At 74.7% G+C, this 12,149-nt stretch carries 12 protein-coding genes; 6 read left to right on the top strand and 6 right to left on the bottom strand.

Annotated features, from left to right (window positions below; all coding sequences use genetic code 11):
• Window positions 1-26: 26 nt before the first annotated feature.
• The 3 genes from ABTZ58_RS10815 to ABTZ58_RS10825 all read right to left on the bottom strand — a co-directional run bounded on the left by ABTZ58_RS10815 (window position 27) and on the right by ABTZ58_RS10825 (window position 3,589).
• Window positions 27-1,292: an NAD(P)/FAD-dependent oxidoreductase gene (locus ABTZ58_RS10815; RefSeq protein WP_351353389.1), complete on the bottom strand. Its 1,266-nt coding sequence runs from the start codon at window positions 1,290-1,292 to the stop codon at window positions 27-29.
• Window positions 1,293-1,426: 134 nt separating this feature from the next.
• Window positions 1,427-2,704, bottom strand: coding sequence for a deoxyguanosinetriphosphate triphosphohydrolase (locus ABTZ58_RS10820; RefSeq protein ID WP_351353392.1), 1,278 nt, complete (start codon window positions 2,702-2,704; stop codon window positions 1,427-1,429).
• Between the two features lie 114 nt (window positions 2,705-2,818).
• A complete protein-coding gene (locus ABTZ58_RS10825; protein ID WP_351353394.1) occupies window positions 2,819-3,589 on the bottom strand; it encodes a sirohydrochlorin chelatase in 771 nt (256 codons plus the stop codon).
• Window positions 3,590-3,801: 212 nt separating this feature from the next.
• On the opposite strand from ABTZ58_RS10825, the gene ABTZ58_RS10830 reads away from it, so the two are divergent.
• The 3 genes from ABTZ58_RS10830 to ABTZ58_RS10840 all read left to right on the top strand — a co-directional run bounded on the left by ABTZ58_RS10830 (window position 3,802) and on the right by ABTZ58_RS10840 (window position 7,297).
• Entirely contained in the window at window positions 3,802-4,488 is a 687-nt protein-coding gene (locus ABTZ58_RS10830) for a SanA/YdcF family protein (protein WP_351353397.1), read from the top strand.
• Between the two features lie 102 nt (window positions 4,489-4,590).
• Complete coding sequence (locus tag ABTZ58_RS10835) at window positions 4,591-6,783, top strand: molybdopterin oxidoreductase family protein (RefSeq protein WP_351353400.1); 2,193 nt, start codon at window positions 4,591-4,593, stop codon at window positions 6,781-6,783.
• Window positions 6,784-6,868: 85 nt separating this feature from the next.
• Window positions 6,869-7,297, top strand: coding sequence for a gamma-glutamylcyclotransferase family protein (locus tag ABTZ58_RS10840; protein WP_351353403.1), 429 nt, complete (start codon window positions 6,869-6,871; stop codon window positions 7,295-7,297).
• Window positions 7,298-7,769: 472 nt separating this feature from the next.
• On the opposite strand, the gene ABTZ58_RS10845 is transcribed toward ABTZ58_RS10840, so the two are convergent.
• Window positions 7,770-8,378 (bottom strand): NADPH-dependent FMN reductase, encoded by a 609-nt coding sequence (locus ABTZ58_RS10845; protein WP_351353406.1) that lies wholly within the window; start codon window positions 8,376-8,378, stop codon window positions 7,770-7,772.
• Between the two features lie 268 nt (window positions 8,379-8,646).
• On the opposite strand from ABTZ58_RS10845, the gene ABTZ58_RS10850 reads away from it, so the two are divergent.
• Window positions 8,647-9,168, top strand: a complete 522-nt coding sequence (locus ABTZ58_RS10850) for a GVDTG sorting domain-containing protein (protein WP_351353409.1) — start codon at window positions 8,647-8,649, stop codon at window positions 9,166-9,168.
• Window positions 9,169-9,280: 112 nt separating this feature from the next.
• Window positions 9,281-9,973 carry a class F sortase gene (locus ABTZ58_RS10855; protein ID WP_351353412.1) on the top strand — a complete coding sequence of 231 codons (693 nt, stop codon included), beginning with the start codon at window positions 9,281-9,283 and terminating at the stop codon, window positions 9,971-9,973.
• On the opposite strand, the gene ABTZ58_RS10860 is transcribed toward ABTZ58_RS10855, so the two are convergent.
• Window positions 9,911-10,303 (bottom strand): winged helix-turn-helix transcriptional regulator, encoded by a 393-nt coding sequence (locus ABTZ58_RS10860; RefSeq protein WP_351353415.1) that lies wholly within the window; start codon window positions 10,301-10,303, stop codon window positions 9,911-9,913. The genes ABTZ58_RS10855 and ABTZ58_RS10860 overlap by 63 nt on opposite strands.
• Window positions 10,304-10,409: 106 nt before the next feature.
• Here ABTZ58_RS10860 and ABTZ58_RS10865 point away from each other — a divergent pair, with 106 nt between their 5' ends.
• Window positions 10,410-11,306: an NAD(P)-dependent oxidoreductase gene (locus ABTZ58_RS10865; protein ID WP_351353418.1), complete on the top strand. Its 897-nt coding sequence runs from the start codon at window positions 10,410-10,412 to the stop codon at window positions 11,304-11,306.
• Here ABTZ58_RS10865 and ABTZ58_RS10870 read toward each other — a convergent pair.
• Window positions 11,303-12,085: a sulfite exporter TauE/SafE family protein gene (locus tag ABTZ58_RS10870; RefSeq protein WP_351353421.1), complete on the bottom strand. Its 783-nt coding sequence runs from the start codon at window positions 12,083-12,085 to the stop codon at window positions 11,303-11,305. The genes ABTZ58_RS10865 and ABTZ58_RS10870 overlap by 4 nt on opposite strands.
• Window positions 12,086-12,149: the final 64 nt, after the last annotated feature.

Below are 12,149 nucleotides of genomic sequence, written 5' to 3' on the forward strand. Positions count from 1 at the left end.
TGAAGTCTACGGGGGTGGACTGACACTCAGGGTGCGAGGTTTTCGAGCGGAATGTGCGGGTCCGCGAGGTTCTCCGTGTTCACCCGGGCCTTGCCGCGGATCAGACGCTGGATCTTGTCCGTGACGTTCCACACGTTCACGTTCATCCCGGCCAGCACCCGGCCCTCCTTCACCCAGAAGGCGATGAACTCGCGCTTGCCCGCGTCGCCCCGGACGACCACCTGGTCGTAGCTGCCCGGCGGTGCCCAGCCCGAGTACTCCATGCCCAGGTCGTACTGGTCGGAGAAGAAGTAGGGCACCCGGTCGTACGTCACGTCCCGGCCCAGCATGGCGCGCGCCGCCGCCGGGCCGCCGTTGAGGGCGTTGGCCCAGTGCTCGACCCGCAGCCGGGTGTCGAACAGGCGGTGCGGGAAGGAGACGACGTCGCCGGCCGCGTGGATGTCCGGGTCGGAGGTGCGCAGCCGCTCGTCGACGACGATGCCGCCGCCGTGCGCCGGGTCGGCGATCTCCAGGCCGGCGGCCTCGGCGAGGTGGGTGCGGGGGGCCGCGCCGATCGCGGCCAGCACGTCGTGCGCCGGGTGCTCCTCGCCGTCGTCGGTGCGGGCGGCGAGGACCATGCCGTCCTGGCCGGTGATCTCGGTGAGCCGGGCGCCGAAGTGGAAGCGGACGCCGTGCTCGCGGTGCAGCTCGGTGAAGAGCTGACCCAGCTCGGGGCCGAGGACGGAGTGCAGCGGGGTGGGCCCGCGGTGGACCACGGTGACCTCCGCGCCGTACTCGCGGGCCGCCGCCGCCACCTCCAGGCCGATCCAGCCGGCGCCGGCGATCACGAGGTGGCCGTTGTCGCGGCCGAGGTTGGTCAGGACGTGCTTGAGCCGCTCGGCGTGGGCGAGGCGGCGCAGGTGGTGGACACCGGCCAGGTCCGTGCCCGGGATGTCGAGGCGGCGGGGCTCGGCGCCGGTGGCCAGGAGCAGCTTGTCGTAGCGGACGGCGGTTCCGTCGTCGCCGAAGCGGACCGTCTTCGCCGAGCGGTCGATCGCGTCGACCGTCTGGCCGAGGTGCAGCTCGATGTCGTTCGCCGCGTACCAGGACGGCTCGTGCACGAAGACGCTGTCGCGTTCCTCCTTGCCGAGGAGGTAACCCTTGGACAGGGGCGGACGCTCGTAGGGGTGGTCGCGTTCGTCGCAGATCAGTATCACCCGGCCGGTGAAGCCCTCCGCGCGGAGCGTCTCGGCCGCCTTGGCGCCGGCCAGGCCGCCTCCGACGATGACGAATGTCTGATCCGCGTCGACCACGTGATGCCTCCTCGTCCGGGTGTCGCCACTTGCGAGCGTCCCGCACGGAGCGTGATGCGGGAAGAGGGAGTGACCCGATCAGGCCACGGAGGGTCACATTCGGGCGTGCTGGAATCCCTGGTCTCCCGTCAGTCTCACGCGTGCCCCGTCAGACGGGCGTGGAGCGACCGGGCGGAGGTGTCGGTGAGGGAGGCGATCTGGTCGACGATCACCCGCTTGCGGGCGCGGTCGTCCGGCGCCTGGTCGAACAGCGCGCGGAACTGCGGGTCCAGGCCGTCGGGGGCGCGGGCGGTGAGCGCCTCGGCCAGTTCGGCGACGACGATCCGCTGGTCGGCGCGGAGCCGCTCCTGTTCGGCGCGCTGCATGACGTAGAGGTCGGCGACGGCCTTCAGGACGGCGCACTCCATGCGGGCCTCGCGCGGGACGACCAGTTCGGCGGTGTACCGGGTGAGCCGGCCGGTCCCCCAGGCGGCGCGGGTGGCGGTCTCGGCGGCCAGGCAGAAGCGGCCGATGAGCTGGCTGGTGGCGTCCTTCAGACGGGCCTGGGCCACGGCGGTGCCGTCGTAGCCGTGCGGCCACCACTCCTGGGCGAGGAGCCGGTCGAGGGCCTCGGCGAGTTCGGCGGGGTCGGTGCCGGGCGGCACGTAGCGGCCGACGGCGACCCGGAAGACGTCCTGCCGTTCGGGTTCGGCGTGCAGGCAGTTGGGGTCGATGTGCCCGGCGTGCAGGCCGTCCTCCACGTCGTGCACCGAGTAGGCCACGTCGTCGGACCAGTCCATGACCTGCGCCTCGAAGCAGGTGCGGGTGCCGGGGGCGTCCTTGCGGACCCAGTCGAAGACGGGGCGGTCGTCGTCGTAGACGCCGAACTTGGGCGAGGCCGGGTCGGTGGGGTGGGCGCCGCGGGGCCAGGGGTACTTGGTGGCGGCGTCGAGGGCGGCGCGGGTGAGGTTGAGGCCGACGGAACCCTCGGGGGTGAACCGTTTGGGCTCGATGCGGGTGAGGAGCCGGAGGGACTGGGCGTTGCCCTCGAAGCCGCCGCAGTCGGCCGCGAACTCGTTGAGGGCCTGTTCGCCGTTGTGGCCGAAGGGCGGGTGGCCGAGGTCGTGCGAGAGGCAGGCGGCTTCGACGAGGTCGGGGTCGCAGCCGAGGGCGGCGCCCAGCTCGCGGCCGACCTGGGCGCACTCCAGGGAGTGGGTGAGGCGGGTGCGGGGGCTGGCGTCCCAGGCGGGGCCGAGGGTGCCGGGCGTGACCACCTGGGTCTTGCCGGCGAGCCTGCGCAGGGCGGCGCTGTGCAGGACCCGGGCGCGGTCGCGCTGGAAGGCGGTGCGGCCGGGGCGCTTGTCGGGTTCGGGGGCCCAGCGTTCGGCTGACGTCGGGTCGTAGGCCGTGGGGTTCGTCGTGGTGCCTGGCATGGGTCGACAGTACGGGTAGGGGTGTGCGGCGTGCCTGAGCGTCTGCCGGGTGCGGTTGTCCGGCGGGTGCGGGACCGTCGTGGCTTGTCGCGCAGTCCCCGCGCCCCTGGGGCGTCAGGCCGAGGCCGGCAGCGGCAGCGAGGGCGACGTCCGCAGGGCCTCGTCGTAGCGGTGCAGGACGAGGTGGGCCGTCGACGGGTGCGTGCCGAGGGGGGCCGCCGCGATCCACGGCGCCGCCTGGGCGCACTCCGTGGCGAAGCGGCCGGGGGCCGTGAAGTAGGACGCCAGGGCGATGTGGTGGCGGCCCCTGGCGAGGAGGGTGCGCACGGCCTGCTGGACCGTCGGGGTCGCCGCCGAGGCGTAGGCGGGGAGGACCGGGACGCCGAGGCGGGCCGCCAGCAGGTGGGCGGTGCGGGCGGTGTCCGTCCTCGCGTCGGGGTCGCGGGAGCCCGCGGCGGCGAGGACGACGGCGCTGTCGCGGCGGGGGGTCGCGCCCCAGCCGGCCTCCGTGAGGCGGTCCTGGAGGGCGTCGACCAGCAGCGGGTGCGGGCCCAGGGGGGCGGCCACCCGGGTGCGGGCCGGGGAGGCGGCCGCCATCTCGGGGATGTCCCGCTTGACGTGGTAGCCGCGGCTGAGCAGGAGGGGGACCAGGACGGCCTCGGTGTCTGCCAGGGCGGCGAGGGTGCCGGGGAGCAGCGGCGCGTTGAGCTCGACGTGGCCCAGGTGCACCGGCACGTCGGGGCGCAGCGCGCGGACGCGGTCCAGGAGCGCGCGGACGGTGCTCAGCGCGCGCGGGTCGCGGCTGCCGTGGGCCACGACGACGAGGGCGGGCGGGGCCGGGCGGCGCGTGGCGGGCGGCGGGACGAGGCTGAGCTGACTGGGCATGCGTCGATGGTCGCGGCGCCACGTTGCCTCCCCGTTGCGGGGGCGTCACGGGTGTTTACCAGCGGTTCACGGTCCGGGGCAGGGGGTGTGTGAGCGGTCGTGACCTGCGGTTTCCATCGAGGGAGTGAAGCTGCTCACGCGCCGCGGCATGAACCGGGCGGTCCGGCGGGGCGTCCCTGACTGTCGAGGGCCGACCTGGGGAGGGACGTTCCATGCGTCGTACGACGTCGCGCAGACCGCGGTGGCCGCGTACCCGCCGGGGGCAGCGGCGGCTGGTGCAGGCCGTGATGGCCGGGTGTGTGCTCGCGCTGTCCCCGTCGGCCTGGATGTACACCGTCGCGGAGGACCGGCTGCGGACGGCGGCCGAGGTGCCGCGCACCGACGTGGCCGTGGTGTTCGGGGCCGGACTGTGGGACGGGGAGCCCTCGCCGTATCTCGCGCACCGGCTGGACGCGGCGGCGGAGCTGTACCGGCGGGGGCGGGTCGAGGTGGTGCTGGTCACCGGGGACAACAGCCGCGAGGACTACGACGAGCCGGACGCCATGCGCGGTTACCTGACCCGGCACGGGGTGCCCGACGGGCGGATCGTCAGTGACTACGCGGGGTTCGACACGTGGGACTCCTGCGTGCGGGCGAAGAAGATCTTCGGGGTGGACGAGGCGGTGCTGATCAGCCAGGGCTTCCACATCCGGCGGGCGGTGGCGCTGTGCCGGGCGGCGGGGGTCGAGTCGTACGGGGTCGGGGTAGACGCCGTGCACGACGCCACCTGGTACTACGGGGGCGCGCGGGAGATCCTCGCCGCCGGCAAGGCGGCCCTGGACGCGGTGTTCCGGCCCGACCCGCGGTTCCTCGGGCCGCGGGAGCCGGGAGTGGAGCGGGCGCTGGGCCGAGCCCGGTAACCGGTGCCTCACGGGGGCCGGGCGGCGGCGGGGAGGTCCCCGTCCCGGCCGTGTAACAGGGAGCCGTCCCGGGCGTAACACGGCCGAAGCACGCTGGACGGCATGCAGAACACCGCCACGCCCACGCACTGCCCGTACTGCGCCCTGCAGTGCGGGATGAACCTGACGCCCACACCGGACGGGACCGTCGAGGTGAGTGAGCGCGCGGACTTCCCGGTGAACCGGGGCGCGCTGTGCGGCAAGGGCCGCACCGCTCCCGCGGTGCTCGCCAGGAACGTCCGCCTGACCTCGCCGCTGGTGCGCGACGAGGGCGGCGCGCTGGTGCCCGCCTCCTGGGACGAGGCCCTGGACCGGATCGCCGGGGAGCTGCGCCGGACGCGTGAGGCGCACGGGCCGGACGCGGTCGGGGTGTTCGGCGGGGGCGGCCTGACGAACGAGAAGGCGTACACGCTCGGCAAGTTCGCCCGGGTCGTGCTCGGCACCTCCCAGATCGACTACAACGGCCGCTTCTGCATGTCGTCGGCGGCCGCCGCCGGCATCAAGGCGTTCGGGCTGGACCGCGGGCTGCCGTTCCCGCTGGAGGACATCCCGAAGTCGGGCTGTGTGATCCTCGTCGGCTCCAACCTGGCGGAGACCATGCCGCCGTCGCTGCGGTTCTTCACCGAGCTGAAGGAGAACGGCGGCACGCTGATCGTCATCGACCCGCGGCGCACCAGGACCGCCGAGCAGGCCGATCTGCACCTCGCGCCGCGCCCGGGCACGGACCTGGCCCTCGCCCTGGGCCTGCTGCACCTGGTGATCGCCGAGGGGCGGGTGGACGAGGAGTACGTCGGCGAGCGCACGTCCGGCTGGGAGGACGCCCGGGCCGCCGCGATGGCGCACTGGCCGGAGTACGTGGAGCGGATCACGGGGGTGTCCGTTCCCGAACTCCGGGAGACCGTGCGGCTGTTCTGTGAGCCGGAGTCGGCGATGGTCCTCACGGCGCGCGGTCCCGAGCAGCAGTCCAAGGGCACCGACACCGTCGGCGCCTGGATCAACCTGTGCCTGGCGACCGGCCGGGCGGGCCGCCCGCTGTCGGGCTACGGCTGCCTGACCGGGCAGGGCAACGGGCAGGGCGGGCGCGAGCACGGGCAGAAGGCCGACCAGCTGCCGGGCTACCGCAAGCTGGACGACCCGGCGGCGCGGGCGCACGTCGCCGAGGTGTGGGGCGTCGGCCCGGACAGCCTGCCCGGGCCGGGGCGCAGCGCGTACGAGCTGCTGGACGCGCTGGGCACGGACATCAGGTCGCTGCTGCTGATGGCGTCCAACCCGGTGGTGTCGGCGCCGCGTGCCGCGCACATCGAGGAGCGCATCAGGTCGCTGGACTTCCTGGCGGTGTGCGACGTGGTGCTGTCGGAGACGGCGGCGCTCGCGGACGTCGTCCTGCCGGTCACGCAGTGGGCGGAGGAGACGGGCACGACGACCAACCTGGAAGGCAGGGTCCTGCTGCGCCGCCGGGCGATCAGCCCGCCGGACGGGGTCCGCAGCGACCTGGAGGTCCTCCACGAACTCGCCGCCCGGCTGGGTGTGGAGAAGGGCTTCCCGACGGATCCGGAGGAGGTCTTCGAGGAACTGCGCCGGGCGAGCGCGGGCGGCCCGGCGGACTACTCGGGGATCACCTACCGCAGGCTGGCGGAGGAGAACGGGGTGTTCTGGCCCTGCCCGGCCGTGGAGGAGGCGGTGGAGCAGGCGGTGGAGGAGGGCGAGGACGCCCTGCTCGACGCGCCGCTGCCCGACGACCCCGCCCGGGAGACGCCCGCCGCGCGGACACCCGGCGCGCACCCGGGCACGCCCCGCCTCTTCCTCGACCGTTTCGCCACGCCCGACGGCCGCGCCCGGTTCGTGCCGGTCTCGCACCGGGCGATCGCCGAGGAGCCCGACGACGAGTACCCGGTGCTGCTCACCACCGGGCGGGTCGTGGCCCAGTACCAGTCCGGGGCGCAGACCAGGCGCGTGGCGGAGCTGAACGCCGCCGCGCCCGGGCCGTTCGTGGAGATCCACCCCCGGCTGGCGGCCCGGCTCGGGGCGTCCGAGGGCGATCCGGTGGCCGTGGTGTCCCGGCGGGGCCGGGCCGTGGCGCCCGCGAGGATCACCACCGCGATCCGGCCCGACACCGTGTTCATGCCGTTCCACTGGCCGGGCGAGGGCCGCGCCAACACGCTGACCAACCCCGCGCTCGACCCGACCTCGCGGATGCCGGAGTTCAAGGCGTGCGCGGTGCGGCTGGAGACGGTCGGACGGGAGCGGGCCGGCTGACGCCGGCCGCGCGCCAGGCCATGGCCGCGACCTGGCGTGTCCGCAGCCCGGCTGTGGAGGTGTGCGGGGGTGCAGAATCGGTCCTGTGACCCTGCCCTTCTTCGTCTACGGCACCCTGCGTCCCGGTGAGGTCAACCACGACCTCTTCCTGCGCGGCCGCGTCCGCTCCGAGGAACCCGGGGTGCTCGCGGACGCGGTGCTGTACGAGGGGCCGGGCTATCCGTACGCGGTGGAGGAGCCGGGCGGTGGCGTGGTGCGCGGGGAGCTGGTGACGGCGCTGCCTGAGGCGTACGGGGTGCTGCTCGCGGAGTTGGACCGGCTGGAGGAGTACGTGCCGGGGGATCCGCGCAGCCTGTACGTGCGGGTGGAGCGGAAGGTCCTCCGGGAGGCCGATGAGGCCGCTGTGCGGGCTTGGGTGTATGTCGCGGGGCAGGGGGTGGCCGCGCGGCTGAGGGATGCCGGGCGGCGGGTCGAGGGTGGGGAGTGGCGGGGGCGGCGGCCCGACCCGGGGTGAGGGCCGGGGGCGCGGATCGTGGGCCGGGTGCGGGTCCGTTGTGGTTGCTCGCGCCGTTCCCCGCGCCCCTGAAACCGCGCCGGCGCCGGGCTGACATCGGCTGCGGGCCGGTGGGGCGCGCTCGCGCAGTTCCCCGCGCCCCTGATCGGGCGCGGATCGTGGGCCGGGTGCTGGCCGGTGGTAGTTGCTCGCGCCGTTCCCCGCGCCCCTGAAACCGCGCCGGCGCCCGGCTGACATCGGCTGCGGGCCGGCGGGGCGCGCTCGCGCTCGCGCCGTTCCCCGCGCCCCTGATCGGGCGCGGATCGTGGGCCGGGTGCTGGCCGGTGGTGGTTGCTCGCGCCGTTCCCCGCGCCCCTGAAACCGCGCCGGCGCCCGGCTGACATCGGCTGCGGGCCGGCGGGGCGCGCTCGCGCCGTTCCCCGCGCCCCTGACGGGGCTTGTTGCCGTGCTCCGGCTTTCTGACCGGGGCCGGTCAGGGTGTGTACGGGCGTTTCGCCCTGGCCTCCTTCAAGGCGCGGCCCCACCACACCAGTTGGTCCAGCATGGTCTTCGCCGCCGCGTCCGGGCCGGACGGGTCGCGCAGGGTGCCGCGGTCGTCGAAGGACGCGCCGGCGTTGTGGAAGGAGACGGTGTCGCGGACCGTCACGGCGTGCAGTTCCGCGAAGACCTGGCGGAGGTGCTCCGCGGCCCGCAGGCCGCCGGCCAGCCCGCCGTAGGAGACGAGGGCGACCGGCTTGGCCCGCCACTCGCCGTAGTGCCAGTCGACGAGGTTCTTCAGGCCGGCCGGGAAGGAGTGGTTGTACTCGGGGGTGAGGACGACGAAGGCGTCCGCGCGGGCCAGCTTCGGGGTGATGCCGGACAGCACGGCGGTCGCCTCGGGCGTCGGTTCGAGGGACGTCGGCAGCTCGGCGTCGGCGACGTCGACGACCTCGGCGACCAGGTCGTCGCGGCCCCGCAGCCGGTCCAGGAGCCAGTCGGCGACGACCGGGCCGAAGCGGCCGTGGCGGTTGCTGCCGACGACCAGGGTCACCCGGAGGGCGTCGGTCTGCTCGGCGGTGGGTGCGTCAGCGGTTGTCTTCATACGGAACAGCCTCATACCTCAACCATGGTTCAGGTCAAGCACGGCCCCGCGCCCGCGGGTCACCCGTTCACCCGCGCCGGCCGCGAATTTCCGCCCCCGGTCGGCGCACGGCCCGTGACCTCGTGAAACTTCTCCTGACGGACCGTCGGGCCAGTCTCCCCGACACCCGTTCACCCCAATTCTGACGGGCTCTCAGAAAGCGCGCCGGCCGCGCCCGCCGTTACCTCGGAAGGGCAGGTGCACGACCGAACAGCTCGAAGGAGCACCGATGCGACGTACCGCCCGGCCGCTGACCGCCACCGCGCTCGCCGTCGCCGCCGCCGCGCTCGCCGCGGCCCCCGCGCACGGCGCCCCGGCCGGTGACCTCCGGGTCTCCCCCGCCTCGGTCGAACCCGGCGCGCACGTCACGGTGCGCACCTCCGCCTGCGGGCAGGCCGGCACGGCGGCGGGTGACGCCAGCGCGGTCGGGGCCGGCGCGTTCACGCTGGCGCCGGACCGGAACGAGACGGCGGCGAGCGGGCGGTTCAGGGTGCCGCCGAGCGCGCAGCCCGGGACGTACGAGATCACCGCGACGTGCGCCGGGAGCGGCCGGCGGGTCACCGGCGACCTGGTGGTCACGCTGACGGCCGGGCACGAGCAGGTGTATCCCCGGGGGAGTGTGAAGACGGGGGTCGGCGGCGCCCTGGGCCCCGATCCCGTGCAGACCGCGGCCGGTGTGGCGGCCCTCGCCGCCGCCGCCGCGGGCGGTACCTGGCTCCTGCATCGCCGGGCGAGAGGCGACGGGATGTGACGGACACCCTCCGCTGTCCGTCGCCGGTACCGCAGGTCCCCTCCCCCTCCGGGTCCGACGCCCCTCGCGGCCCGGAGGGGGGCACGGGGCGGGAGATCAGGAAAGGGTGGGTATGCGCAGGTTCCGCAGGTCCGGCGGCCCGGTGGGCAACCCGGCGAACGCTGCCATGGCGGCCGTGACGGTGTTCGCCCTGTGCTCCGGGGTGTGGCTGCTGCGCGACGGCGCCGGGACGCACGCCCCGCCGCAGCCGTCCGCCGCGCAGGCCCGTGCCGGACAGGACGGTCGGGCGGGCCAGGGCGGTCTGGACGGCCGGGCCGGCGAGTCCGGGCGGCCCGCCGCGCCGGCGCTGCCGCCCTCGCCGCCCGACCGCATCCGCATCCCGGCGATCCGGGTGGACGCGCCGCTGACCGGGCTCGGGCTGACCGAGAGCGGCAGCCTCGACGTACCACCGGCCGCGCACGAGAACCTCGCCGGCTGGTACGAGGCCGGCACCACCCCGGGCGAGCGGGGCACGGCGATCGTCGCGGGCCACGTCGACAACGCCGACGGCCCCGCCGTCTTCTACGGCCTCGGCGCCCTGAAGAAGGGCAGCACGATCGAGGTGGACCGGCGCGACGGCAGTGTCGCGGTGTTCACCGTGGACGCCGTCGAGGCGTACGCCGCGAAGGACTTCCCCGACGCGCGGGTCTACGGCGCCGCCCGCCGCCCCGAGCTGCGGGTCATCACCTGCGGGGGCGGCTACTCACGCGCCACCGGCTACCAGGGGAACGTCGTCGTCTTCGCGCACCTGACCGGGAGCCGGTGACCCGCCCAGGACATGGGCCTTGCCCCACGCACCGAGCGGTTCCAGCGCCTCGTTCAGGGACAGGCCCCGGGGCGTGAGGGAGTACTCCACGCGCGGCGGCACCTCGTCGTACGCCTCGCGGTGCACCAGCCCGTCGGCCTCCATCTCGCGCAGATGCGAGGCGAGCACCTTCTCGGTGATGCCCGGCAGCTCCCGGCGCAGCTCGCCGAAGCGGCACGGCCGCTCGTGCAGCGCCCACAGCACGAGCACCTTCCACTTGCCGCCGATCACGTCCATCGCGGCGTCGATCCCGCACACGTACGCCCCCGGCCGCCGTCCCGTCGTGCCCATACCCGCGCTCCTCCCGGTGCCGCTGCCTGGATCCTTCCCACCGGGTAACCACCCACTTCCAAGTGCGTACTTGAGCAGGCGGTTCCCCGCGACGAGCCTAAACGCCATGACCGACAGCACCGTTGCCTCCCGTACCCCCGTCACCCTTCTCGGCGCCGGCGCCATGGGCACCGCCCTGGCCCGGGCCTGGCTCGCCGCCGGGCATCCGGTGACCGTCTGGAACCGCACCCCCGCCCGGGCCGAGGCCCTCGCCGCCGAGGGCGCGGTCGTCGCCCCGAGCGCCGCCGCGGCCGTCGCCGCCGGCCGGCTGGTGATCGCCTGCCTGCTGGACGACGCCTCGGTGGGCGAGGCCCTCGACGGGGCCGACCTCACCGGGCGGGACCTGGTGAACCTGACCACCGGCACCCCGGGCGAGGGCCGTGCGCGCGCCGCCTGGGCCGAGGCGCGCGGCGCGCGGTTCGTGGACGGCGGGATCATGGCCGTACCGCCGATGATCGGGGTGCCGGAGTCCGGCGGCTACGTCTTCTACAGCGGTTCGCGCGCCCTGTTCGACGAGCACCGCGACACCCTGGCCGTCCCGGCCGGCACCCGCTGGGTCGGGACCGACCCGGGATTCGCCGCCCTGCACGACGTGGCGCTGCTGAGCGCCATGAACGGCATGTTCGCCGGCATGCTGCACGCCTTCGCCCTGGTCCGCCCGGAGGACATCGCCCCGAACGACTTCGCGCCCCTGCTCGCCGACTGGCTGACCGCGATGGCCCCGGCCGTCCACCAGACCGCCGAGCAGTTGCACAGCGGCGACTACACCAAGGGCGTCGTGTCCAGCCTGGCGATGCAGGCGGCGGGCGTCCCCACGTTCCTGCGCACGGCCGAGGAACAGCGTGTCAGCCCCGAGCTGCTGACGCCGTACCTGGAGCTGATGCGCAGGCGGGTGGCGCAGGGGCACGGGAACGAGGACGGGACGGGGATGATCGAGCTGCTGGACCTGCGCAGGCGTGGCTAGGCGAGCCACTGCTCGTACGCGAGGTTCGCCACCAGCGCGAACACCACCGTCAGCAGCACGACCCGGACGAAGCCGCTGCCCTTCTTCAGGGCCGTGCGGGCGCCGAGGGTGCCGCCCGCGAGGTTGAAGACCGCCATCAGGGCGGCCAGCTGCCACAGGACCGCCCCCTGCCAGGCGAAGGTGGCCAGGGCGCCGGCGTTGGTGCAGCAGTTGACGATCTTGGCCGTGGCGGAGGCGGTGACCAGGTCGAGGTGGAGGACGGCGGTGAGGGCGAGGACCAGGAACGTGCCGGTGCCGGGGCCGATGAGGCCGTCGTAGAAGCCGATGCCGAGGCCCGCCAGGCCGATCGCGGCGAGGATCTGGCGGCGGGTGGCCGGGCCGGTGGCGGGGGCCGTGCCGAAGGCGGGCCGCAGGATCACGAACGCGGCGACGCCGAGCAGCACCACCATGATCACCGGCTTGAGGACGTCGGTGCTCATCCCGGCGGCGAAGAACGCCCCGCCCGAGGAGCCGGCCAGGGCCGCCAGTCCGATGCGCACGGCGGTCCCCACGTCGACCGGGGCCTTGCGGGCGTACGTCACCGCCGCGCCCGTCGTGCCGACGATGGCGACCGCCTTGTTCGTGCCCAGCGCGTGCGCGGCGGGCGTGTGCGACGGCAGGCCGAGCAGCAGCACCGGCAGCAGCAACAGGCCCCCGCCGCCGACCACGGCGTCGATCCAGCCGGCGGCGAGGGCCGCCAGACAGAGCAGGACGATCATGGTCAGCGATATGTCGGGCATGATCGGGACCTTATGCGAAGCGCCCCTCACAGTCCCCGGCCGCCCGCATCCCGGAACCCTCACA

It is taken from the genome of Streptomyces sp. NPDC094143, assembly GCF_040303825.1.
Classification (GTDB): Bacteria; Actinomycetota; Actinomycetes; order Streptomycetales; family Streptomycetaceae; genus Streptomyces.

What these genes read in the sequence shown, in the direction of transcription:
- ABTZ58_RS10825 (WP_351353394.1), bottom strand. Translation starts at nt 3,589, where the DNA reads ATGCCCAGTCAGCTCAGCCTCGTCCCGCCGCCCGCCACGCGCCGCCCG.
- ABTZ58_RS10855 (WP_351353412.1), top strand. Translation starts at nt 9,281, where the DNA reads ATGCGCAGGTTCCGCAGGTCCGGCGGCCCGGTGGGCAACCCGGCGAAC.
- ABTZ58_RS10845 (WP_351353406.1), bottom strand. Translation starts at nt 8,378, where the DNA reads ATGAAGACAACCGCTGACGCACCCACCGCCGAGCAGACCGACGCCCTC.
- ABTZ58_RS10835 (WP_351353400.1), top strand. Translation starts at nt 4,591, where the DNA reads ATGCAGAACACCGCCACGCCCACGCACTGCCCGTACTGCGCCCTGCAG.
- ABTZ58_RS10820 (WP_351353392.1), bottom strand. Translation starts at nt 2,704, where the DNA reads ATGCCAGGCACCACGACGAACCCCACGGCCTACGACCCGACGTCAGCC.
- ABTZ58_RS10870 (WP_351353421.1), bottom strand. Translation starts at nt 12,085, where the DNA reads ATGCCCGACATATCGCTGACCATGATCGTCCTGCTCTGTCTGGCGGCC.
- ABTZ58_RS10850 (WP_351353409.1), top strand. Translation starts at nt 8,647, where the DNA reads ATGCGACGTACCGCCCGGCCGCTGACCGCCACCGCGCTCGCCGTCGCC.
- ABTZ58_RS10860 (WP_351353415.1), bottom strand. Translation starts at nt 10,303, where the DNA reads ATGGGCACGACGGGACGGCGGCCGGGGGCGTACGTGTGCGGGATCGAC.
- ABTZ58_RS10830 (WP_351353397.1), top strand. Translation starts at nt 3,802, where the DNA reads ATGCGTCGTACGACGTCGCGCAGACCGCGGTGGCCGCGTACCCGCCGG.
- ABTZ58_RS10865 (WP_351353418.1), top strand. Translation starts at nt 10,410, where the DNA reads ATGACCGACAGCACCGTTGCCTCCCGTACCCCCGTCACCCTTCTCGGC.